Origin of the sequence: Nitrosomonas mobilis, from assembly GCF_900103035.1 — a bacterium.
In the GTDB taxonomy this organism is placed as follows: Bacteria; Pseudomonadota; Gammaproteobacteria; order Burkholderiales; family Nitrosomonadaceae; genus Nitrosomonas; species Nitrosomonas mobilis.
Genome location: NZ_FMWO01000048.1, coordinates 158,883 through 181,665, shown reverse-complemented (window position 1 = coordinate 181,665; position 22,783 = coordinate 158,883). Strand labels below are relative to the sequence as shown.

Annotated in this window: 19 protein-coding genes; 14 read left to right on the top strand and 5 right to left on the bottom strand. The window is 52.1% G+C overall.

Going from position 1 to position 22,783, the window contains the following annotated elements:
* Positions 1–200: 200 nt before the first annotated feature.
* Together NSMM_RS07560 and NSMM_RS07550 are read left to right on the top strand one after the other, a co-directional pair.
* Entirely contained in the window at positions 201–3,644 is a 3,444-nt protein-coding gene (locus NSMM_RS07560) for an acyl-[ACP]--phospholipid O-acyltransferase (protein ID WP_090286190.1), read from the top strand.
* Between the two features lie 309 nt (positions 3,645–3,953).
* Positions 3,954–4,391, top strand: coding sequence for a pilin (locus tag NSMM_RS07550; protein WP_090286186.1), 438 nt, complete (start codon positions 3,954–3,956; stop codon positions 4,389–4,391).
* A gap of 132 nt (positions 4,392–4,523) precedes the next feature.
* On the opposite strand, the gene NSMM_RS07545 is transcribed toward NSMM_RS07550, so the two are convergent.
* The 3 genes from NSMM_RS07545 to NSMM_RS07535 all read right to left on the bottom strand — a co-directional run bounded on the left by NSMM_RS07545 (position 4,524) and on the right by NSMM_RS07535 (position 5,504).
* Entirely contained in the window at positions 4,524–4,736 is a 213-nt protein-coding gene (locus tag NSMM_RS07545) for a hypothetical protein (protein ID WP_090286184.1), read from the bottom strand.
* Positions 4,737–4,999: 263 nt separating this feature from the next.
* Entirely contained in the window at positions 5,000–5,212 is a 213-nt protein-coding gene (locus NSMM_RS07540; RefSeq protein ID WP_090286182.1) for a hypothetical protein, read from the bottom strand.
* A 79-nt stretch (positions 5,213–5,291) separates the two neighbouring features.
* Positions 5,292–5,504: a hypothetical protein gene (locus NSMM_RS07535; RefSeq protein WP_090286180.1), complete on the bottom strand. Its 213-nt coding sequence runs from the start codon at positions 5,502–5,504 to the stop codon at positions 5,292–5,294.
* A 382-nt stretch (positions 5,505–5,886) separates the two neighbouring features.
* On the opposite strand from NSMM_RS07535, the gene NSMM_RS07530 reads away from it, so the two are divergent.
* From NSMM_RS07530 to NSMM_RS07510, 5 genes are all read left to right on the top strand, one after another.
* Positions 5,887–6,114, top strand: coding sequence for a hypothetical protein (locus NSMM_RS07530; protein WP_090286178.1), 228 nt, complete (start codon positions 5,887–5,889; stop codon positions 6,112–6,114).
* A gap of 372 nt (positions 6,115–6,486) precedes the next feature.
* On the top strand, positions 6,487–8,001 hold the full coding sequence (locus tag NSMM_RS07525; RefSeq protein ID WP_090286176.1) for a M48 family metalloprotease: 1,515 nt from the start codon (positions 6,487–6,489) through the stop codon (positions 7,999–8,001).
* 38 nt (positions 8,002–8,039) lie between these two features.
* Positions 8,040–9,173, top strand: a complete 1,134-nt coding sequence (locus NSMM_RS07520; protein WP_090286174.1) for an efflux RND transporter periplasmic adaptor subunit — start codon at positions 8,040–8,042, stop codon at positions 9,171–9,173.
* Positions 9,173–9,955 (top strand): ABC transporter ATP-binding protein, encoded by a 783-nt coding sequence (locus NSMM_RS07515; RefSeq protein ID WP_090286172.1) that lies wholly within the window; start codon positions 9,173–9,175, stop codon positions 9,953–9,955. Before NSMM_RS07520 ends, NSMM_RS07515 begins: the two co-directional genes overlap by 1 nt.
* Positions 9,952–11,175 carry an ABC transporter permease gene (locus NSMM_RS07510; RefSeq protein ID WP_090286171.1) on the top strand — a complete coding sequence of 408 codons (1,224 nt, stop codon included), beginning with the start codon at positions 9,952–9,954 and terminating at the stop codon, positions 11,173–11,175. Before NSMM_RS07515 ends, NSMM_RS07510 begins: the two co-directional genes overlap by 4 nt.
* An 8-nt stretch (positions 11,176–11,183) precedes the next feature.
* Here NSMM_RS07510 and NSMM_RS07505 read toward each other — a convergent pair whose 3' ends face one another.
* Together NSMM_RS07505 and ilvD are read right to left on the bottom strand one after the other, a co-directional pair.
* The gene (locus NSMM_RS07505) at positions 11,184–11,519 is read right to left on the bottom strand and encodes a hypothetical protein (RefSeq protein ID WP_090286169.1); all 336 of its coding nucleotides are present in this window, start codon (positions 11,517–11,519) and stop codon (positions 11,184–11,186) included.
* A gap of 115 nt (positions 11,520–11,634) precedes the next feature.
* Positions 11,635–13,308: a dihydroxy-acid dehydratase gene (ilvD, locus tag NSMM_RS07500; RefSeq protein ID WP_090286167.1), complete on the bottom strand. Its 1,674-nt coding sequence runs from the start codon at positions 13,306–13,308 to the stop codon at positions 11,635–11,637.
* A 94-nt stretch (positions 13,309–13,402) separates the two neighbouring features.
* Between ilvD and lgt the strand changes: the two genes are divergently transcribed.
* The 7 genes from lgt to NSMM_RS07465 all read left to right on the top strand — a co-directional run bounded on the left by lgt (position 13,403) and on the right by NSMM_RS07465 (position 22,774).
* On the top strand, positions 13,403–14,206 hold the full coding sequence (lgt, locus tag NSMM_RS07495; protein WP_090286165.1) for a prolipoprotein diacylglyceryl transferase: 804 nt from the start codon (positions 13,403–13,405) through the stop codon (positions 14,204–14,206).
* 7 nt (positions 14,207–14,213) lie between these two features.
* On the top strand, positions 14,214–15,335 hold the full coding sequence (locus tag NSMM_RS07490; protein WP_090286334.1) for an MlaE family ABC transporter permease: 1,122 nt from the start codon (positions 14,214–14,216) through the stop codon (positions 15,333–15,335).
* A 160-nt stretch (positions 15,336–15,495) separates the two neighbouring features.
* Complete coding sequence (locus tag NSMM_RS07485; RefSeq protein ID WP_090286163.1) at positions 15,496–16,875, top strand: L-serine ammonia-lyase; 1,380 nt, start codon at positions 15,496–15,498, stop codon at positions 16,873–16,875.
* A 74-nt stretch (positions 16,876–16,949) separates the two neighbouring features.
* Positions 16,950–18,158: a TraB/GumN family protein gene (locus NSMM_RS07480; RefSeq protein ID WP_090286161.1), complete on the top strand. Its 1,209-nt coding sequence runs from the start codon at positions 16,950–16,952 to the stop codon at positions 18,156–18,158.
* A gap of 50 nt (positions 18,159–18,208) precedes the next feature.
* Positions 18,209–20,083, top strand: a complete 1,875-nt coding sequence (locus NSMM_RS07475; protein ID WP_090286159.1) for an ABC transporter ATP-binding protein — start codon at positions 18,209–18,211, stop codon at positions 20,081–20,083.
* On the top strand, positions 20,080–21,711 hold the full coding sequence (locus NSMM_RS07470) for a Na/Pi cotransporter family protein (protein ID WP_090286157.1): 1,632 nt from the start codon (positions 20,080–20,082) through the stop codon (positions 21,709–21,711). Before NSMM_RS07475 ends, NSMM_RS07470 begins: the two co-directional genes overlap by 4 nt.
* A 43-nt stretch (positions 21,712–21,754) precedes the next feature.
* Complete coding sequence (locus NSMM_RS07465) at positions 21,755–22,774, top strand: DUF21 domain-containing protein (protein WP_090286155.1); 1,020 nt, start codon at positions 21,755–21,757, stop codon at positions 22,772–22,774.
* The last annotated feature ends 9 nt before the right edge of the window (positions 22,775–22,783 follow it).

Below are 22,783 nucleotides of genomic sequence, written 5' to 3'. Positions count from 1 at the left end.
CAACACCAGCACGCCCCTATAATTCCGCTATCAATCATCAGGGTAGCTCTAAAAATTCATAGTTCTAAACAAGACCAGGCACGAAGAAAAAATGTTGGCACAGCACATAATTGGTATGCAAGAAAACATTTTTTATGAGCAACGCAGTATTGTGGCGAAATATCGATTTTTAGAGATACCCATCAGCGAGGCACACCATCATGCACCCTAGTCAATGGAAATTACTTGCCAGCAGGCGTTTCCTGCCTTTTTTCGTCACTCAGTTCCTGGGCGCATTCAATGACAACGTATTCAAAAATGCGCTGGTCATTCTGATCACGTATGCCGCCATGGGCAGCAGCGGTCTGAGTCCGCAGATCATGGTGACGCTGGCTGCCGGTATTTTTATTCTGCCGTTTTTTCTTTTTTCCGCCACGGCGGGGCAATTCGCAGATAAATGGGACAAGGCGCAGCTCATCAAACACATCAAATTTGTTGAAATTGTGTTAATGATTGGAGCAGCGACAGGCTTTTACCTGAACAGCATGCTGCTTCTGCTGTGTGTCCTGTTTCTGATGGGCGCACAGTCCGCTTTTTTTGGCCCGCTGAAATACGGTATCCTGCCCGATCAGCTGGAAGCGCATGAACTGATCGGCGGCAATGCACTCGTCAGTGCCGGTACATTCATCGCAATTCTGCTGGGAACCATCGCCGGAGGGCTGCTGATTCTGAGTGAACAAGGCAACAACATAGTATCTGTCATGGTCATCAGCGCCGCACTGGTCGGCTGGCTGGTCAGCCTGTTCATTCCGGCGACGCGGCCTGCCTCACCGGATATTACCGTCAGTTACGCGTTGCTGCAGGAAACGCGCGCGATCATTGACCAGATTCGCGAACACCGCACCATCTTTCGCGCCATTCTTGGTATCTCCTGGTTCTGGCTGTTTGGCGCCACCTTCCTGTCACAGTTTCCGACATTTGCCAAAACGATCGTTAGTGGCAATGAAGAGGTTGTCACCCTGTTTCTTACCGTGTTCTCGATAGGCGTCGGTCTGGGTGCGCTGTTGTGCAACCGTTTCCTCAAGGGGGAAGTTGCCGCCACCTATGTGCCACTGGGTATCCTCGGCATGACGGTATTTACCGTCGATCTGTATTTTGCCAGCCAGTCCCTGCCACCACCACTTTCGCAGGAACTGACTGGCGCTGCGGCCTTCCTCTCCTCCATGGCACACTGGCGCATTCTGCTCGACATGCTTGCGATTTCGATCAGCGGCGGTCTGTACATCGTCCCACTTTATGCCATTGTTCAGAGCGAGGCCGAGGATTCTCATCGCGCACGCACCATCGCCGGCAACAACATCATGAACGCGCTGTTCATGGTGGTCTCTACACTCGGTATCAGCCTGATGCTGGCGCTCGACTTCACCGTGCCAGAAGTATTCCTGACCATCGCGCTGCTCAATGGCGTGGTCGCCATCTATATTTCCAGCCTGCTGCCCTATGCCCTGGTCAAATCCCTCCTGCAATGGCTGTTTCATACACTCTACCGGTTGGAAGTCAACGGTGCGGAGCATTATCGTCAGGCGGGCAGCCGCGTGCTCATCATCGCCAACCACCTGTCATTTCTGGATGCCGCGCTGATCAGTATCAGCCTGCCGGAACGACTGTGCTTTGCTATTAATTCCAACGTTGCCCGACGATGGTGGGTGAGACCGTTTCTGTTTCTCGCCGACACGGTCGCCATCGATCCCGCCAATCCGATGTCGACCCGCCTGCTGATCGAGCGCATCAAAAATGGCGATAAGGTTGTGATTTTTCCAGAAGGTCGCCTGACGCTTACCGGCTCCCTGATGAAAATCTATGACGGGCCCGCCATGATTGCGGACAAATCCGGTGCAATGTTGTTGCCAATCAGTCTCAAAGGGCCACAGTACACCCCTTTTTCGAGGTTAAAGGGCAAAGTTCGCTTGCGCTGGTTTCCCAAAATCAGCGTTGAAATCATGCCGCCCACCAGGCTCGATCTGCCGGACACCCTGCGAGGCAAGCAGCGGCGGCAGATGGCGAGCCTCAAACTTTACGATCTCATGACCGAAACCATGTTTCACAGTCACGTCATGCGCGAGACCCTGTTTCAGTCGCTGCTCGATGCCAGCGCCACTCACGGCAAGCAGCATATCATCGCCGAAGACGTCGAGCGCAAGCCGCTTTCCTATTTTCAACTGATCATGCGCAGCTTTATCCTGGGTCTGGTGCTACGTCGAATGATCCCTAATTTCGGCAACCAGCCGCATATCGGTATCCTGCTGCCTAACATGGTCAACAGTCTGGTCTGTTTCTTCGCCTTGCAGGCATTCGGGCGCGTCCCCGCCATGCTCAATTTTTCCAGCAGCAGCAAAAATCTGCTGCTCACCTGCCAAAGTGCGCGGATTCAAACCGTCATCACCGCGCGTGGCTTCATTGAGAAGGCCAAACTGAGCAACCTGATCACCGATTTGCAGCAACAAGGCATTCTGCTGTGCTATCTGGAAGACATCCCTCACAGGATTCACTGGTGGGACAAACTGATTGGCTGGCTGTCGGCATCCCTCCCCCGGCTTGCCTATCGTTTGACTGATTCACGGCAGAATCCGGACGAGGCAGCCGTAATTTTATTCACCTCCGGCTCGGAAGGCGTGCCCAAAGGCGTGGTGCTCAGCCACGCTAACCTGCAGGCCAACCGTTATCAGGTCACTTCCCGCATCGATTTTGGCCCGGACGATATCGTCTTCAACGTCCTGCCGATCTTTCATGCGTTTGGCCTGACAGGCGGCACCCTGCTGCCGGTATTGACCGGCATTCGCACCTTTCTCTACCCTTCGCCACTGCACTACCGCATCATTCCCGAGCTGGTCTACGACACCAACGCCACCCTGCTGTTCGGCACCGATACCTTCCTGACCGGGTATGCCCGCTACGCCAACGCCTATGATTTTTACAGCGTGCGCTACGTCTTTGCCGGGGCGGAAAAACTGCGTGAGGCCACACGCAAACTCTGGTCGGAAAAATTTGGCGTGCGTATTTTTGAAGGCTACGGCGCAACCGAAACCTCCCCTATCCTTAGCCTCAATACCCCGATGCACAATCGCGCCGGATCGGTGGGCAGGCTGCTGCCAGCCATCCTGCACCAGCTGGAACCGGTGCCAGGCGTGGAACAGGGCGGTAAACTGCTGGTAAAGGGCCCCAATATCATGCAAGGCTACTATCTGGCGAATACGCCCGGCAAAATCGTGCCGCCAGCGGATAACTGGTACGATACTGGCGACATCGTTGCCATCGACGACGAAGGTTATGTGTTTATCAAGGGGCGCGTCAAACGCTTTGCCAAAATTGGCGGTGAAATGGTTTCACTGACCGCCGTCGAGGAAGCCATCTGCCAGCTCTGGCCGGATGACACGCATGCCGCCATGCAATCATCGGATGAGAAAAAAGGTGAAAAAATCATCCTCGTCACCACTTGTCCGCATGCAAACCAGACCGACCTCATTGTTCACTTCCGCGAAAACGGCCTGGGAGAACTGGGCATCCCCAAAACTATCCTCGCCATCGACCGCCTGCCCATCCTGGCGAGCGGCAAAACGGACTATGTCACCCTGCGGGAATGGATGGAACAGCAACTTGCATTATGAATGGAACCCAACTGAACAGAAATGCCCAAAACCTGACCGGGCAATTCCTTCTTTTCAGGCAGGTACTCCGCATGATCAGGAGCGCCCGCTCACCGATGCAAGCGTCCGTCACCGGCGCGCACCATTCGACCATCCGTAATTGTTCATCCCCAACGGCTACCTCGGTGACCAGCACCGCCATCTACTCTTATTTTTTCCTGAAAATGCTAAAGTTTGCAAACACCTTGACGTAATTACCCATGCAACAGGTAATATTGCAAATCAATTCAGACAAACTCATTTTTTACACCAAGGAAGGAGAAACAATCCATGCAAGTTAATCAAAAAGGTTTCACATTAATCGAGCTGATGATCGTCGTCGCGATCATTGGGATTTTGGCGGCCGTGGCAGTACCGGCTTATCAGGATTACACCGTTCGTGCCCGCGTAACTGAAGGGTTAAATTTAGCAGCTGCCGCTAAAACTACAATTTCAGAAAATGCTGCAGTTGCCGCAGCAAACCTTTGTAACGGATTTACGGCACCAACAGCAACGCCTGGTGTTGCCAGTGTTGCCTGCACCGCAGCCGATGGAACTATTATCGTCACTTTCACTGCAGCAGCAGGTGGCGGCACTATTAACATGGTCCCGACTAGTGGCGGTGCAGCTCTTGCTGCGAATGCGGTTCCCGCTGGCGGAAGTGTTGACTGGAATTGTACAACCGGTTCGTTAGCAGCTAGATTCCGGCCAGCTCAATGCCGTGCCTAATCAGGTCTAGACTTACAAAAGCAGAACTCAAACAAAAATACCCCTTCGGGGGTATTTTTGTTTGTACACCATAAGCCATGTAGCCCTGTAGGATGGGCACCCCGTGCCCACGCGTAAACACACGCATTCTCCTCAACGCACAAAAAAATCACCCCATTTTTCAAAGATCATTCCGTTTGATCGGATATAAACCGCGTGGGCACCCCACATGATTTTTTCGTTGTATCCCACACCAGCATCGACGTTTTGCTTTGCCGTAACCCCTATCCCCGTCATTCCCGAGGCGCTTCTGATCGGGAATCCAGTTTTTAGACCATCGACATTCTGGATCCCCGATAAAGTCATTCGGGGATGACGGCGTTGGATTTGTTTCAGCCCTGTAGCCCTGTAGGGTGGGCACCCCGTGCCCACGAGTAAACACGCGCATTCTCCTCAACGCACAAAAAAATTACCCCATTTTTCAAAGATCATTCCGTTTGATCGGATATAAACCGCGTGGGCACCCCACATGATTTTTCCTGATTAGCAACGAACGTCAGCCATTCGAATAGAGTGCAAGCCCTGTAGGGTGGGCACCCCGTGCCCACGCGTAAACACACGCCTTCTCCTCAACGCACAAAAAAATCACCCCATTTTTCAAAGGTCATTTCGTTTGATCGGATATAAACCGCGTGGGCACCCCACATGATTTTTTCGTTGTATCCCACACCAGCATCGACGTTTTGCTTTGCCGTAACCCCTATCCCCGTCATTCCCGAGGCGCTTCTGATCGGGAATCCAGTTTTTAGACCATCGACATTCTGGATTCCCGATAAGGTCATTCGGGGATGACGGCGTTGGATTTGTTTCAGCCCTGTAGGGTGGGCACTCCGTGCCCACGAGTAAACACACGCATTCTCCTCAACGCACAAAAAAATTACCCCATTTTTCAAAGGTCATTTCGTTTGATCGGATATAAACCGCGTGGGCACCCCACATGATTTTTTCGTTGTATCCCACACCAGCATCGACGTTTTGCTTTGCCGTAACCTCTATCCCCGTCATTCCCGAGGCGCTTCTGATCGGGAATCCAGTTTTTAGGCCATCGACATTCTGGATCCCCGATAAGGTCATTCGGGGATGACGGCGTTGGATTTGTTTCAGCCCTGTAGGGTGGGCACCCCGTGCCCACGAGTAAACACGCGCATTCTCCTCAACACACAAAAAAAATCACCCCATTTTTCAAAGATCATTTCGTTTGATCGGATACAAACCGCGTGGGCACAAAAACGGTGCCCACCCTACAGAGCTGTCTCCCGTCTTCGCGAGAACAGCCCCAATTGGGCCGAGGTGATGGAATTGCCGCCCACTACCCTGACCCGATCATGACCGTTTTCCCAATAATGTAACGAGCAACAGCGTCCTGCTTGTGCTTTCCTGCAGGAATGTTTATGCTGGCCGGGGCCATACCTGCCACCCCGTAATAAACGCTGGATAAGCACGGTTCCAATCAATAATGTCAAAACTCGATCGCACCAGGGAACAGATTGCTTATTTGAAACTTTGGCTGGGCATGCTGATCGCAGCATTGATCAGCCTCACTGGCTGGTTGCTCTCAAATTTCCAGACCGTTCATTGGCTTCTGGTTTTTGCTGCTGTCATTGCCTTGACCATCCTTGGTTTTGCTGGTTATGGCATGCACAGACGCATTGAGGAAAAAATGGCGTCACTTGAGGAGTTATAAAATGACTATTGTCGTAGCAATCGTACTGATCGCCGCTGCCGCTTTCATCGCCTATCTGGCATTTGATGCTATCCGCAAATCCTGAGTTTACGCGTGGGCACAAGGTGCCATCACTATCAGCCCTGTAGGGTGGGCACCCCGTGCCCACGCGTAAACACTGATTCAATACGAGCGAATGGGAATGTGACAAATTGTCGCAGGCAATGGCTAGCAGAGCGTTTATTCACCCGAAACCAGAAAAGAGTAACGGCAAAATCATTGCTGGTAGAATTTCAAGTACTATGCACCCCCACCTGGTTTCACCTTAATTCCTGAAGAAATTGACAGTTATGCTCAAACGGAACCCGGCACGAAAGTATTGATCAAACCACCATGAAATACACAGCTCTCATTATTGTTTTGTCAATGCTTTTTCCATATCAGGTTTTCGGACAGACCTTGCCTGATCTGGGTGATGTGTCGCAAGCAACCGTTACTCCACGCCAGGAGCGTCAGATCGGGTTGCAGATCATGCGTCAGATTCGAGCAGACCCGAGTTATCTTGATGATCCTGAGGTAGCTGACTATCTAAGCAGAATCGGTAGCAGACTGGTGGCGGTATCTGACCGCTATGTATTTGAACATTCGTTTGAATTCTTTGCGCTCAACAATTCGGAAATCAATGCGTTTGCCATGCCCGGTGGCTTCATGGGATTTCACAGTGGTCTGATCACTGCCGCACAGAGTGAATCCGAACTAGCCGGTGTCATGGCGCATGAAATAGCACATGTCACGCAGAAACATCTGGCCAGAATGATTTCCGGTAGTCAGTATCCCGGGATGATCGCTTCGATCGCCGCACTGGCTATCGCCATTTTAGCTTCGCGCTCCAATCCTCAAGCTGGTTCGGCCGTGATGGCGGCGACGCAAGCCGGGATGATTCAGGCGCAACTGAATTTTACGCGCAAGCATGAAAAAGAGGCCGACCGGATAGGGTTCGACATGCTGGTCAAAGCCGGATTTGATCCGCATGGCATGGCTTCATTTTTTGAACGCATGCAAAATGCCAGCCGTTATCATGAAAGCGGTGCTCCCTCATTTCTTAGAACGCATCCGGTAACATTTGAGCGGATTGCCGATATTCAAAATCGAGTTCGTGAAGTTAGTTATCGCCAGGTACCCGATAGCATCGAATTTCACCTCGTTCGCGCGAAGTTGCGCGCTCTGCAGGGAAGCGCCTTTCAGAAAGTATCAGAATTTGATGCGCGTCTGCAGGACAGGCGCTACATTAACGAGACGGCAGAACGCTACGGACTGATTCAGGCGCTGCTCCGCGCCAGGCAATACGGGCGCGCTGAAAAAGAGCTGAATGTGCTTTATCAGACTATCCAGTCCGACCCTGCCGCTCAGCCAATCAAAAATCATAGTCTGGGCAAACCCATCAGAATAGCGGGAGATTATGTACAAGCTGCGGCAATGATCGATACTCTCGCTGCACACGTTAAATTTGAGAATGGGCAGGTTGAAGATGCATTCAAGCTTTACCAGACTGCTCTGGCAGCTTATCCTCATTACCGCGCGCTCATTTATGGCTATGCTGACGCGCTGTTGCAACATGGCCAGCCACAGAAAGCGCTTGATTTCACCAGGAAACAATTACAAATTTTGCGCAACGATATCAGGCTTCACCAGCTTGAAGCGCGCAGCCATGAGGTGCTGGGCAACCGTTTACAACAACATCAGGCACAGGCCGAAGCGCTGATTCTGGAAGGAAAATACAAGCAGGCAATTGGGCAGCTGGAAATTGCACTACGGCAGAAACACGAAAACTTTTATCAGTTATCGAGCGTAGAAGCGCGTTTGCGGCAATTGAAAGAAGCGGTTGCTGAACATGAAAAAGATAGATAACTGGGTTGCACCATTTTCCAGCAAAAAACTGACAAAACATGCTAAAAAAAATTGTACTCATCATTATCCTGCTGATAGCCGCTTTTTATGGCTATTCTTCGCTCAGTAACGACGCCGGTCCCGTTGAATATAAAACCGGGCAGGTTGATCGCGGTAAGCTGATCCGTACGATTTCCGCCAATGGCACGCTCACCCCACTGGAACTGATTGAGGTTGGTACCCAGATTTCCGGTACCGTTACCCGAATTTATGCTGATTTCAACGATCAGGTTAAAACGGGCCAGATACTGGCAAAACTCGATCCGGCGCTGCTTGATGCCCAGTTGCAGCAATCCACTGCTAATCTGAAGAGTGCGCAGACCAGTCTGGCTCTTGCCATCAGTAAACTGTCGCGTAGTCGTCAATTAGTCAAAAAAGGATTTATTTCCAGCGAAGCTCTGGATGAAGCTGAGCAACAGTTCAAGGCTGCCCGTGCGCAGGTGGGTGTTAATCAGGCACAAGTAGCGCGGGATCGCGCCAATCTCAACTACAGCATTATCCGTTCACCGATTTCCGGTGTGGTGGTGGCGCGGGATGTCAATGTCGGGCAGACCGTAGCTGCCAATTTCCAGACACCCACGCTGTTCCAGATCGCGCGCGATCTGCGGCAGATGCAGATCAACATCAGTGTCGCCGAAGCAGATATCGGACAAATTCATATCGGCCAACACATTGCCTTCAGTGTAGATACCTTTCCGGAGCGTGAGTTTTCCGCCGTTGTCAGGCAGGTCCGCTTGAATCCCACTATTCAGGAAAATGTGGTGACTTATAACGTGGTCGCAACCTTGGTCAATGAAGATGGCAGTCTATTGCCTGGGATGACTGCTAATGTACGTTTCGTTGTCGCTGAGAAACTGGACGTGCTTCGCATTCCTAACGCGGCACTGCGCTACAAACCTGCTCAGGACAAAGCAAATGCGAGCATAACCGTTCAACCCGGTCACCGCCTGGTTTACCGGTTGAACAACAACCTTCCAACACCGGTTCAGATCCTCACGGGCATTACCGATGGCCGACTGACAGAAATTATCTCGGAAGAATTGGCAGAAAACGATCTGCTGGTTATTGAAGAAATCTCTGATAAGCAAAAGAATGGCAAGCCAGCAAGTAATCTCCGATTCCGGTTATTCTGATGAATACACCAGCAGTCCTATCCGACCAGATTGACGCTGCTAACCCGACAGCCATCATCCGGGTAGAGAATCTTTGCAAAAGCTATTATCTGGATGGCGCCAATGGAAAATCTGTCGAGCTCAGGGTGCTGATTGACATCAATTTCAGCATCACATCGGGTGAATTTGTCGCCATCATGGGGCATTCCGGTTCCGGGAAATCCACCTTGATGAATGTACTCGGCTGCCTTGATTCGCCATCGAGCGGACACTACTGGCTGGGCCAGCAGGATGTTGCCACCCTGTCCAACGATGCACTGGCAAGCGTGCGCAATCGTCAGATTGGATTCGTTTTTCAAGGATTCAATCTGCTCAGGCGCATGACTGCACTCGATAATGTGGCAGCACCGCTGCTATATGCCGGTATCAGCCGCAAAGCGGCCCGTCAGCGTGCTATGTCGCTTCTGGAGCAGACGGGGCTTGACAGTTTTGCCATGCATCATCCCAACCAGCTATCTGGTGGTCAGCAACAACGGGTTGCGATTAGCCGTGCGCTGGTTAATCAGCCACAACTCATTCTGGCGGACGAACCTACCGGCAACCTGGATACCCAAACCAGTCATGAAATCATGCTGCTATTTGATCGGCTCAACCGCGAAAGCGGTATCACCATTATGATCGTAACGCATGAAGATGATATTGCCGCCTGCGCCAGTCGCCTGATTCGTCTCAAAGATGGACGCATCATCGAAGATGCTGCAACTCGCCATCGGCAGAATCATGCGATGGCCGCCAGACAATGAATCTGCTGACCATTACCAGTGAAGCTGTTCGTGCGCTGCAAGCCAATCGCTTGCGCACTTTGCTGACCATGCTTGGCATGATCATTGGTGTTGCCGCCGTGGTACTGATGCTGTCGATTGGCCAGGGCGCACAAACCAAAATCAACGATGCGATCGCTTCGATGGGTAGTAATTTGCTGATTGTCACACCAGGAGCTACATCCGCAGGTGGACTGCGTTTTGGCAGCGGCAGCATCAAAACGCTCACTATGCAGGACGCACAGGCAATCGCAGAGCTATCGACGGTTACCGCCAGTGCGCCGGTCGTCTCCGGAACCGCTCAGCTTAATTATGGCGCCAATAACTGGAGCACCTTTCTCAGTGGTGTTACGCCAGATTATTTCTCAATCAGTAACTGGCAAATACAGGCTGGTGAAATCTTCACTGAAAGTGATTTGCGCGCCGGCGCTCGCGTGACCGTTCTGGGAGCCGTTTCGGCAAAAAACCTTTTTGGGGATGAAGACCCAGTGGGCGAAACCATTCGCATCGCAGATCGACCGTTTACGGTAGTGGGTTTGCTTGCCGCCAAAGGCCAGGCGCTTGATGGCCGTGATCAGGATGACCGGGTATTGGTCCCCCTGACGACTGCACAACGACAGATTCTCGGCAATCAGTTTCCGGGTGTGGTCAACTTTATGCTGGTGCAAGCTGCCTCGGCTGACAGCATGGAAGCCGCGCAGCAGGATATCACCGATTTGTTACGCCAACGCCACCGGCTTTTTGACGGCGTGGAGAACGATTTTACCGTCAGCAACCTGACGGCGCTTGCTTCCGTTGCCAGCAGTGCAGCAAAAATCATGTCGTGGATGTTGGGAGCGATTGCGTCTATTTCATTACTGGTCGGCGGCATCGGTATCATGAACATCATGCTGGTATCGGTGACGGAGCGCACCCGGGAAATTGGCATACGCATGGCAATCGGCGCCAACCGCCGTATGATCCTGACACAGTTTCTGCTGGAAGCCATGATGATCTGCATTCTTGGAGCATTGATCGGTATTTTACTGGGCATGGGTGGCGCCTGGCTGGTAAGCGAGATTGCCGGCATTCAGATTGTGATCACCCTGGGCATGATCATTCTCGCAGTTTCTTTTGCATCCATCATCGGCATTTTCTTTGGCATTTATCCGGCCAGAAAAGCCTCCTCACTCAAGCCGGTTGAAGCCCTGCACCATGAATGACGGTTGATTCATCGACGTAAAGCAATTACAGCAAGCAGATCTTCCGGTTGCCGAATTTCCGGCAGGCACCACCTGTCTTCACATACACAGGCGCCAGCCTTCTCACCGACTGGCAATGGTTTGTTGAGGTTATTCGGCAAGTCGGCCAGTCCCGCTGGCAGGGCAACTGTTACTGCGCGCAAGGTGTGGGGCAGCAACGCTGTCTGCCAGACTGGCAATACCGTCTGCTCCCCTCGTAGCATCACAATTTGCGGTGGGGTCAGAAACGCTTCAAGTGCGATCAGCAGGCTGCAATGAGTACCTGGTTGCTGCGAAATTTCACCTAAAATAGCTGCAGAGTGCACTCGGCAGCTTGCAGATAACGCGGTTCACTAAGCAAGTGACCAAGCCGCTACAGCAGGCAGAGGCTTGGTCACTTGCCTGGTGAGATGGCTGGGTACGCAGAGTTTTATCGAGCCATCAATCGGTTACTGCGCCGCAGCTCGCGGTCGAGACCAGTTTGGCATATTTGGCGAGTACGCCACGGGTATAGCGCGGAGCAGGCGGCTGCCAGGCAGTACGGCGTCGCGCCAGTTCGGACTCATCAATATTGAGCTGCAACAGGCGGTGATGCGCATCAATCGTGATCGAATCTCCCTCCTCCACCAGCGCAATCACCCCACCCACAAATGCCTCAGGGGCAACGTGCCCGACAACCATGCCATACGTACCGCCGGAAAAACGGCCATCGGTTATTAGCCCGACCGAATCACCCAGCCCTTCACCGATCAGCGCTGAAGTTGGTGAAAGCATTTCGCGCATGCCGGGGCCGCCTTTCGGCCCTTCGTAGCGAATGACGACAATATCACCCGGCTGGATCTGGCGCGCCAGAATCGCTTCCATGCAGGCTTCCTCAGAATCAAATACCCGTGCCGGACCGGTGATGACGGGATTCTTGACACCGGAAATCTTGGCCACCGCTCCTTCTGGTGACAGATTACCTTTGAGAATTGCCAGATGCCCCTGTGCATAAACTGGATTTCCCCACTGGCGAATCACATCCTGGTCCGGACGCGGTTGTGCGGGAATATCCCGCAATACTTCAGCAACAGTCTGCCCGCTGATAGTCAGGCAGTCGCCATGCAGCAAACCATGTTCGAGCAGCATTTTCATCACCTGTGGAATACCGCCCGCACTATGCAGATCGGTCGTCACGTAACGCCCGGAAGGCTTGAGATCGCAAATCACCGGTACGCGCGCACGAATCTGTTCAAAATCATCGATATGAAAATCGACCTCGGCAGCATGTGCAATGGCCAGCAAATGTAGGACGGCGTTGGTTGATCCGCCAACCGCCATGACGACCGATACTGCATTTTCAAGCGATTTACGCGTGATGAGATCGCGCGGCAGAATCTGTTTTTTGATGGCTTCGACCAGCACCTCGGCGGAGCGAATTGCACTCAGCCGCTTTTCTTCATCTTCCGCCGCCATGGTGGAAGAATACGGCAGGCTCATGCCCATTGACTCGATGGCGGATGACATGGTGTTGGCAGTAAACATGCCGCCACAGGAACCTGCGCCGGGGCAGGCATGGCGTTCCACCGCCAGCAGCTCGGCCTCGTCTATCTTGTGCGCAGTAAACTGCCCCACCGCCTCAAATGCACTGACAATCGTCAAATCCTGGCCATGGTAATGTCCGGGTTTGATGGTCCCGCCATAGACAAAAATAGCGGGGACATTCATTCTGGCGAGTGCAATCATCGCACCGGGCATGTTTTTGTCACAACCACCAATGGCGAGAATGCCATCCATACTTTCTGCCTGCACACAGGTTTCAATCGAATCGGCGATCACTTCACGTGAGACCAGCGAGTATTTCATGCCTTCGGTGCCCATCGAAATGCCATCGGATACAGTGATGGTACCAAACATCTGCGGCATGCCACCCGCCGTCTTGACTGCGTGTTCCGCGCACTGGGCCAGCTCGTTCAACCCTAGATTGCAGGGTGTGATGGTTGAGTAGCCATTGGCGATACCCACGATCGGTTTGTCAAAATCCCCATCACCGAAACCAACTGCGCGCAACATGGCACGATTGGGTGCACGTTTGGCGCCATGGGTTATGTTCTGGCTGCGTCGATTATCTGGCATATCTTTATCCCTGAAATGTAACGGTTACTCACCTTATGCCTGGCTGGCATTGCCGTATAATGGCCATTTTACCATAAATCGGACTATCAATCACATGCTCGTTCACCCACAATTCGATCCAGTCGCGCTGGCCATCGGGCCTCTCAAGATACACTGGTATGGACTGATGTATCTGCTAGGATTCCTGCTATTCATCATTCTGGGGCGCTACCGCATCAGACAGAAACCGGAAGCAGGTTTTACACGGGAAATGCTCGATGATGCGCTTTTCTTTGGCGTGCTGGGCGTCGTGCTCGGTGGACGACTCGGCCATGTATTGTTTTATGCACCCGGCTACTATTTCCAGCATCCATTGGAAATTATGGCTATCTGGCAGGGCGGCATGTCGTTCCATGGCGGCTTTCTCGGTGTGATTCTTGCCATGGCCTGGCTAGCACGCAAATACAATTTATCCTGGTTTGCTGTTACGGATTTTATTGCGCCATTGGTTCCACTCGGGTTAGGTGCTGGTCGTATCGGCAATTTTATCAATAGTGAGTTATGGGGACGTCCGACCGACATGCCGTGGGGAATGATTTTTCCGTATGTTGACGCTCTCCCGCGACATCCTTCCCAGCTGTATGAGTTTGCACTGGAAGGACTGATGTTTTTTGTCGTACTGTGGTTTTATTCTGCCAGACCCAGACCAGTAGGTGCCGTCTCGGGCATGTTCATGATCGGTTACGGTCTGTTTCGTTCGTTTGCCGAATTCTTCCGTGAACCGGACGAGGGATTTCTCGGCCTGATGACATTGGGACTCAGTATGGGACAATGGCTGTCATTGCCGATGGTGGTCATCGGTGTGTTGCTGTTGCTCTGGTCACATAGGAAGCCTGTTGAAAAACAGCAACAACAATAGATTGCTCATGTCTCAAAATAAGTTTCATATTGCACTTTCTCCGGACCGTACCAGCCTGAAACTGACCGGAGATTTTACGCTGGCTGCACTTGACCGCCCACTGGTAAAAGCAAACGCCGAGCTGGTTCAATATGCCAAACAAACCGATTTAAGCTGGGATCTGCGGGAAATTCGGCAGCTCGATTATGCAGGTGCAGTCATGCTGTGGCAGGCGTGGGGTGAAAAGCGCCCCGACATGCTCTATCTGCGTGACGAACAGGCCAGGATGTTCGATCGTTTACAAAATATTCCGCCGATACCGGATAAACGCCGCTCCAACCTTTTTCTGCCGGTTTCTACATTAGGCAAAAAATTTTTTACGGTGCTGGATCATGTGCGTGGGATCATCGGCCTCTCCGGTCAAGTGACGCTGGACTGTCTGTACCTGCTGACGCATCCCGCCAGAATTCCTTTCCGGGAAATTTCCGCAACTCTTTATCGCGCCGGAGCACAAGCACTTGGTATTACCGCAGTAGTCGGCTTTCTGATCGGGATCGTGCTGAGCTATCTTTCTTCCGAACAGCTGCATATGTTTGGCGCGGACATCTATATCGTCAATATCCTGGGGATGAGCATCATTCGCGAACTGGGACCAATGCTCGCGGCGATACTGGTCGCCGGCCGTTCCGGTTCCGCCATGACGGCGCAATTGGGGGTAATGCGCGTGACTGAAGAACTGGATGCGCTGACCGTGATGGGTATCCCGTACAGCCTGCGGCTGATTCTGCCCAAAATTATCGGCCTGGGGATCGCGATGCCGCTGATCGTGCTATGGACCAGCGCCATTGCGCTACTTGGTGGCATCATGGCGGCAGATTTACAGATCGGATTGAGCTACCACTACGCCATTACCAGCCTGCCAGGAGCGGTACCAGTTGCGAATTTATGGCTGGCGCTTGCCAAAGGCATAGTCTGCGGCATGACCATTGCCCTGATTGCCTGCCATTTCGGATTACGCATCAAACCAAACACTGAAAGTCTGGGTGAAGGAACCACTCTGTCAGTGGTCATATCCATCACTTCCGTCATCATCATCGATGCGATATTTGCGGTTATTTTTTCGGATGTGGGGATCCAGATCGCTGGCTAACCAGTACTTCTAAAAACCCGGATCTCCAGTGGCAATACAGAACCAATTTGCCATATCCAATGACCGTATTGACCAATAAAATTTATAGCGTAGTATATCCAACGAAGCATTTCTCTCAGCCAACTGTTATTTTATATGGGGGCTTGGCCCTTCTTCTTTTATGTTCATCAGCACGCTTGATTTATTCAAAATCGGTATTGGCCCATCCAGCTCTCACACCATGGGGCCTATGGCTGCGGCAAATGTTTTTCGTGATGAAATCAAACAATATGCCTCACAAAACCATCATGACAGCCACTACCACGTTCATTGCACATTAAAAGGCTCTCTGGCCTTTACCGGCAAAGGGCACGCGACTGATCGCGCCGTCACGCTCGGGCTGCATGGATACAACCCTGCATCGCTGGCAAAACAGGATGTTCATGCGTTGACAACTTCACTCTGGACAAAGGATGCGCTTTCACTCGATATTGATAAACGAGTTGTCTTTCGGCCAGCCGACGACATAGTTTTCGACAAACACGATCCCCTGCCCCAGCACCCTAACGGCATGATTTTTACTCTGTCCGATGCGCACGAAAAACCTATTCTCTCCAGAATTTATTTTTCCATCGGGGGCGGCTTTATCTGTACGCTTGCCGAGATTGATCATTTGGACGCGCCCCTCAAGATCGAGCCGGACCGGACCTGTCCCTGGCCATTTGACTCGGCGCGCAGTATGCTTGAGATGTCGCGGCAAAGTGGCCTGTCAATTGCCGAAATGAAACGTGCCAACGAACTAACCACCATGACTTCGACAGCACTGGACGAGGGGCTGGACAATATTTGGCAGGCAATGCGCGATTGCATTGAACGCGGGTTAGCCACTCAAGGCCGGTTACCGGGTGGACTCAGCATCCGGCGGCGTGCGCACGACCTATTTGCACAATTGCAAACTTACCCCGAAAAAGCAACACTTAACGACTGGCTGTGTGCCTATGCCATGGCGGTCAACGAAGAAAATGCCGCTGGCCATATGGTTGTGACCGCGCCTACCAATGGCGCCGCGGGTGTCATTCCTGCGGTTCTGTACTATCTGCTGCTGCACGAACAGGGAACACACCAGCAAATTCGGGACTTTTTACTCACGGCAGCCGCAATTGGTGGCTTGATCAAACATCGCAGCTCCATCTCGGGAGCGGAGGTTGGCTGCCAGGGCGAAGTTGGCTCTGCTGCAGCCATGGCAGCCGCCGGGTTATGTGCCGTACAAGGTGGCACCACCGAACAGATTGAGAATGCCGCGGAAATTGCGCTGGAGCATCATCTGGGTATGACCTGTGACCCGGTCGGAGGGCTAGTGCAAGTACCTTGTATCGAACGTAACGGATTCGGTGCTATCAAGGCGCATACTGCTGCCTCTCTAGCCCGGCGCGGATCCGGACAGCATTTCATGCCGCTCGATGGCTGTATCGCCGCCATGAAGCAGACCGGCCTGGAAATGTCGCATAAGTACAAAGAAACCTCGCTTGGGGGACTGGCCGTCAGCATCACTGAATGCTGATCCAACGGCTATTGTAATAGTCGCTCTTTCCTCTATTCTTCATACTCACATCTTATTCACATTAACATCTATTCATGTCAGCAAAAGAATCCAACGAACCACTTGAAACCATCGAGCTGAATAATCATCGGAAAATCACCATTCTCGGGACAGCACATGTCTCCCAGGCCAGTGCGGATAAAGTGAAAGAGCTGATCGCCACACAGGCATTTGACGCGGTAGCGGTCGAATTATGTCCGAGTCGTTACAAGGCTATCATCGAGCCGGATCAACTGGCCAAAATGGATCTATTTCAGGTCATTCGGCAAGGACAAGCCTACATGGTAGCAGCTAGCCTGGCGCTCGGCGCTTTTCAGCAACGCATGGCAGAAAGCATGGGTATCGAGCCTGGCGCTGAAATGCGTACTGCAATCCGGGATGCGCAGGCTGCCAGCTTGCCGGTGATACTGATTGATCGCGAAATTGGCGTCACACTGAAACGGATTTATCATAATTTTCCATGGTGGCAAAGATTTGGTCTTTTCGGAGGATTGCTGGCAAGTATTATCAGTCGTGAAACTCCCAGCACTGAGGAAATAGAACGACTCAAGGAAGGAGATGTACTGGAGAGCACTTTCTCTCAACTTGCAGAAAATCAGCAGGACCTATACCAGCCACTGATTGCCGAACGCGACCAGTACATGTCTGCACGATTGTTACAGGAGATAGCGCAAGGTCAACATCAGCACACACTGGCAATCGTCGGTGCCGGTCACATGCAGGGGATCGGCAACCTGTTGCGCTCGCCTGATCCGCGATCGCCCAATGAAGTCATTAACGAACTTGATGTTGTTCCACAGCGCAGTCGTTGGATCCAGTATGCGCCATGGGTAATCGTTGCGCTGATCCTGACGGGTTTTTTCCTTGGATTTCAGCGCGGCCCCGAAATCGGGCTGGCAATGGTAATCGACTGGGTGCTGATTAACGGGGGATTGTCTGCAATGGGCGCGCTCATCGCCTTGGCACATCCGCTGACGATTGTTACAGCCTTTCTGGCGGCCCCCCTGACTTCATTGAACCCTATGGTAGGAGCTGGCATGGTTGCCGCAGCAGCAGAGATCTATCTGCGAAAACCAAAAGTCAGTGACTTTATGCGTTTGCGACATGACACCGTCCGTTTGAGCGGCTGGTGGCAAAACCGGGTGACGCGCACTCTACTGGTTTTTCTTCTGGCATCTTTCGGCTCAGCCATCGGCACCTATGTAGCAGGATTTCGTATTTTTGACCGACTCAGTGGCAACTGAATATCTGCAGCATTTCATTCGCAGCATCGGATAGCAAAATCAGCCATTTTATGCTTCGCTATTTCGAAAATCTGATCAATCCTTTCCCACCTGAGCAGCCGACTGAACCCCCGGGTACGCTATTTCAGTTTTGCCGTCACTACACTCAGGGAATCGAGCGATTTCTGCTGCTGCTAGCTTTTTTTACCTTCTGTCTTGCGGTTGGCGAAGCAATGTTGTTTGGCGTATTAGGTACCATTGTTGACTGGTTAGCTGTCAAGGAACCCCAATTTTTCCTGCAGGAAGAAGGACTCTCCTTACTCGGGCTGTCGTTGTTCATTCTGGTATTAATGCCCATACTGGTATTTTTCCATTCGTTACTTCTGCATCAGACATTGATGGGAAATTTTCCCATGATCGTGCGCTGGCAGGCGCATCGCTATCTACTTGACCAGAGTTATCATTTCTTTCAGAACGAGTTCAGCGGTCGCGTTGCCACCAAGGTCATGCAAACCTCGCTGGCAGTCCGTGAAGCCGTCATCAAAACCCTTGATGTCATGCTGTTTGTGTCGGTTTATCTGGCCACTGCTCTGCTATTAATCGCTAATGCTGATTTACGCCTGTGCCTGCCTTTGATCATCTGGCTGATCGTCTACAGCTATATCCTTTATTATTTCATCCCCAAGCTGCGTGGTATCTCCAAGCTTCAGGCAGACACACGTTCCAGCATGACCGGACGCATCGTGGATAGTTACGCCAACATTCTGACCCTCAAGCTTTTTTCGCATACGCGACGTGAGTCTGACCACGCACGCAATACTATGCAGCAATTTCTTGATACGGTGCACCCACAGATGCGACTGGTAACCTGGCTGACCACCTGTGTCTGGCTCAATAATATGCTGTCCATATTTTCGATTGGCACACTGGGTATATATTTATGGATGGATGAAAGCATCAGTACCGGTGCCATTGCCATTGCGCTGAGTCTTGCCATCCGTCTGACCGGCATGTCGCACTGGATCATGTGGGAAATCGGGGATTTATTTGAAAATATCGGCATCGTGCAGGACGGCATGAACATGCTAGCCAAGCCACATGCGGTTGTCGATCAACCCAATGCTTCATCACTAAATGTCACCAATGGCGCAATCGACTTCAACCAGGTAGGTTTCACCTACCACCAGTCCATTACCGGTGAGGAACACCAGATTTTTAATGGCTTGTCGCTTCATATCAAGGCAGGTGAAAAGGTCGGTATTGTCGGCCCTTCAGGTGCCGGGAAATCGACCCTGATCAATCTGCTGCTGCGTTTTTACGATATTCAACAAGGCAGAATCTGCGTCGATCAACAGGACATTCGCGCGGTCACGCAAGACAGTCTGCGTGCCAATATTGCGATAGTGACGCAGGATACGTCACTGCTGCACCGCTCAATTCGTGAAAATATTCTGTTTGGCAGGCCAGACGCCAATGAAGCGGAAATGGTCGCTGCCGCACAACATGCGCATGCACATGAGTTCATTCAGTCATTGGTCGATAGTGCGGGACGCCGCGGCTACGATGCCATGGTCGGAGAACGGGGCGTCAATCTGTCTGGTGGTCAACGCCAGCGAATCGCGATCGCTCGCGTGCTGCTCAAGAATGCTCCTATTCTGATTCTGGATGAGGCCACTTCCGCGCTGGATTCCGACATAGAAGCCAGCATTCAGCAAAGCCTCCATGAGCTCATGCAGAACAAAACTGTCATTGCCATCGCACACCGTCTCTCCACCATTGCAGCCATGGACAGGCTGATCATCATGGACAATGGCAGAATTATCGAACAAGGCAGCCATGCGGAACTGCTCTCGCATGACGGACTATATGCCCGCTTGTGGAATCGCCAATCCGGTGGATTCCTGGGTCATATCAATGTCACGGAACTGAACACGAAAAATATATGACCGAAATACTTTTCCCGCTGCTGGGTGGAATTGGTCTGTTCCTGATGGGAGTAGTGTTGCTTACCGATGGGTTCAAATCCATGGCAGGAGAAACATTAAGCCGCGCCCTGACACGCTTTACCGGCACGCCTTATAAAGCGTTCGCGTCCGGTACACTGGTTACGTTGCTGGTTCAGTCTTCCACCGCAACCACTGTCACGCTGGTCGGCTTTGTCAGTGCGGGGCTGCTCACTTTTCCGCAGGCGGTCGGTGTTGTCATCGGTGCAAGCCTCGGTGCAACCGGTACTGGCTGGGTCGTTTCGGTGCTTGGTTTAAAAATCAGTCTGGGTTTTTATGCTTTGCCACTGATCGGTATTGGTGCGTTGTTGCGACTGCTGACCAAAGGCATGGGACGTTCACTGGGGTTATCTCTGGCAGGTTTCGGCCTGATTTTTGCCGGGATCGACACACTGCATAACAGTATGCAAGTTCTAGCCGAGACGTTTGATTTATCTGCATTACCTGCCAGTGGCATAACGGGTTATCTGCTAATCGTAACCATCGGCACATTGATGACTGTCATCATGCAATCCTCCGGCGCGGCGGTTGCCACCACCCTTACCGCCCTGCATGCTCATGCCATCAATTTCGACCAGGCGGCTCTTCTGGTTATTGGCGCGGCAATCGGTACCACGGTCACTACTGCGCTCGCCGCCATCGGCAGCAACGTCTCAGCCAGACGTACTGCGCTGGCGCATATTATTTTCAATCTAGCCAGCGGTATCATCGCTCTGTTGTGCCTGCCCCTGCTGCTCGCCATCATCACCTATCTGCAGCAAACAATTGCACTCGCACCGGGTGCGATCAGCCTGGCGACTTTCCATACCTTGTTCATTCTGCTCGGCGTTATTCTCGTTCTGCCTTTCAATCGTACGTTCGCGCGCTGGATTGAACGCCTCCTGCCCGAGCTGGAACCAAGTCTGACCCGCCACCTTGGCGACGCCTTACTACAGGTTCCGGCAATAGCACTGGAATCCACACGTCGCACGCTGATCGAAACCACATTGGCAATCAACAGGATAGTGCTGGATTTGCTTGGTAGTGGTGTTGCCAGCGTTAATGAACGCGAACGTAACGAGATTCGGCATGCATTGAATGTCATCCAGCATTTTTTCAGCAGGATTCCACCGATGAATGAGGACGAATCCCTGTCACCCACCCGCGTGCATCAGCTGCATGCGATCGATCATCTCGTACGCCTGTTCAAGCGTCTCAATTTATCGTCCGGTGAGCGCAGCATGCTCTTTCAGCCCCTGCTGCGTCCAGGATTAATCCAATGCCAACAAGCACTCGAGTTAGTGCGTCAAGGTTTGCTCGGTCACGCACCGGCTGGTTGGCTGGATAAAATCAACGCACAAGCACAAACACTGGCGGATCTGCGTCGCGACAATCGCCTGAACATTCTCCATGAAACGGCTATCGGGCGACGTGGTCCATCGGATGCACTTGATGCACTAGACGCCGTACGCTGGCTGGAACGGGTAACCTATCACAGCTGGCGCCTTTGCTATTATTTGGCAGAAGAGAACAGGTATCAGACAACAGCGCAAATTGCGGAAATTGCACCACAAACCTCGCTGGATGAGTAACATGAGATTATCAAGAACCAGCTTTTCAAACAATACTTGATCGGTGAGTGATTTATTCATATGGTTGGCCATTGCGTTTTGTCTGACACAATCCGCCATTTTTTCCGGGCTTAACCTGGCCATTTTCAGCCTGAGCCGCTTGCATCTGGAAATTGCTGCTGAAAATGGCGATAAGGGTGCCAGGCGCGTACTAGGGTTGCGGCAAAACGCCAATTTCACCTTGACGACCATCCTCTGGGGCAATGTTGCCATGAATGTATTATTGGCCTTGCTGGCGGACTCAGTACTGGTTGGTGTCAGCGCATTCCTGTTCTCTACTGTTGTCATTACATTTGCTGGTGAAATCTTTCCTCAGGCTTATTTTTCACGTCATGCACTAGCGATGGCAGGCAGGCTTACGCCGATATTACGTTTGTATCAGCTTTTGCTATGGCCGGTTGCATGGCCATCCAGCAAGCTACTGGATGCCTGGATTGGCCTGGAAGGCATTCCCTGGCTGCGCGAATGGGAACTGCGGCAAATATTAGAACAACATGGCCGTGACAAAGAAACCGAGATCAGTTATGTAGAAGCCACTGGCGCTATCAATTTTCTGGCGCTGGATGATCTGTCTGTTGGCCAGGAAGGAGAATGGCTTGATCCCTGCAGCGTCTTTTGCCTGCCGTTTCAAGCCGGTTGGCCAGTTTTTCCCCAGATCAACAGAAGCATTAATGATCCTTTTCTCAAGCAGATTGCCGCCTGTGGCAAAAAATGGATCGTGCTCATCGATACAGAAAACGAGCCTCGCCTGGTAGCCAACGCTCCTGCCCTGCTGCGCGAGGCACTTTTTGGAAAGAATAAGTTTGATCCGATGCATTTTTGCCATCACCCACTGATTGTGCGTGACCCACAACTACCACTCGGACAGACGCTCACACACTTGACAGTACAACCAGAACATCCGGGAGATGACGTCATCGATAAAGACCTGATATTAGTCTGGCATCCGAATGAGCGCCGCATCATTACCGGCTCGGATCTGCTGGGTCGCCTGCTACGTCGCATTGCTCGCCAGAAGACATGAAAGGAAAAT

What these genes read in the sequence shown, in the direction of transcription:
- NSMM_RS07560 (WP_090286190.1), top strand. Translation starts at nt 201, where the DNA reads ATGCACCCTAGTCAATGGAAATTACTTGCCAGCAGGCGTTTCCTGCCT.
- NSMM_RS07550 (WP_090286186.1), top strand. Translation starts at nt 3,954, where the DNA reads ATGCAAGTTAATCAAAAAGGTTTCACATTAATCGAGCTGATGATCGTC.
- NSMM_RS07545 (WP_090286184.1), bottom strand. Translation starts at nt 4,736, where the DNA reads ATGACTTTATCGGGGATCCAGAATGTCGATGGTCTAAAAACTGGATTC.
- NSMM_RS07540 (WP_090286182.1), bottom strand. Translation starts at nt 5,212, where the DNA reads ATGACCTTATCGGGAATCCAGAATGTCGATGGTCTAAAAACTGGATTC.
- NSMM_RS07535 (WP_090286180.1), bottom strand. Translation starts at nt 5,504, where the DNA reads ATGACCTTATCGGGGATCCAGAATGTCGATGGCCTAAAAACTGGATTC.
- NSMM_RS07530 (WP_090286178.1), top strand. Translation starts at nt 5,887, where the DNA reads ATGTCAAAACTCGATCGCACCAGGGAACAGATTGCTTATTTGAAACTT.
- NSMM_RS07525 (WP_090286176.1), top strand. Translation starts at nt 6,487, where the DNA reads ATGAAATACACAGCTCTCATTATTGTTTTGTCAATGCTTTTTCCATAT.
- NSMM_RS07520 (WP_090286174.1), top strand. Translation starts at nt 8,040, where the DNA reads ATGCTAAAAAAAATTGTACTCATCATTATCCTGCTGATAGCCGCTTTT.
- NSMM_RS07515 (WP_090286172.1), top strand. Translation starts at nt 9,173, where the DNA reads ATGAATACACCAGCAGTCCTATCCGACCAGATTGACGCTGCTAACCCG.
- NSMM_RS07510 (WP_090286171.1), top strand. Translation starts at nt 9,952, where the DNA reads ATGAATCTGCTGACCATTACCAGTGAAGCTGTTCGTGCGCTGCAAGCC.
- ilvD (WP_090286167.1), bottom strand. Translation starts at nt 13,308, where the DNA reads ATGCCAGATAATCGACGCAGCCAGAACATAACCCATGGCGCCAAACGT.
- lgt (WP_090286165.1), top strand. Translation starts at nt 13,403, where the DNA reads ATGCTCGTTCACCCACAATTCGATCCAGTCGCGCTGGCCATCGGGCCT.
- NSMM_RS07490 (WP_090286334.1), top strand. Translation starts at nt 14,214, where the DNA reads ATGTCTCAAAATAAGTTTCATATTGCACTTTCTCCGGACCGTACCAGC.
- NSMM_RS07485 (WP_090286163.1), top strand. Translation starts at nt 15,496, where the DNA reads ATGTTCATCAGCACGCTTGATTTATTCAAAATCGGTATTGGCCCATCC.
- NSMM_RS07480 (WP_090286161.1), top strand. Translation starts at nt 16,950, where the DNA reads ATGTCAGCAAAAGAATCCAACGAACCACTTGAAACCATCGAGCTGAAT.
- NSMM_RS07475 (WP_090286159.1), top strand. Translation starts at nt 18,209, where the DNA reads ATGCTTCGCTATTTCGAAAATCTGATCAATCCTTTCCCACCTGAGCAG.
- NSMM_RS07470 (WP_090286157.1), top strand. Translation starts at nt 20,080, where the DNA reads ATGACCGAAATACTTTTCCCGCTGCTGGGTGGAATTGGTCTGTTCCTG.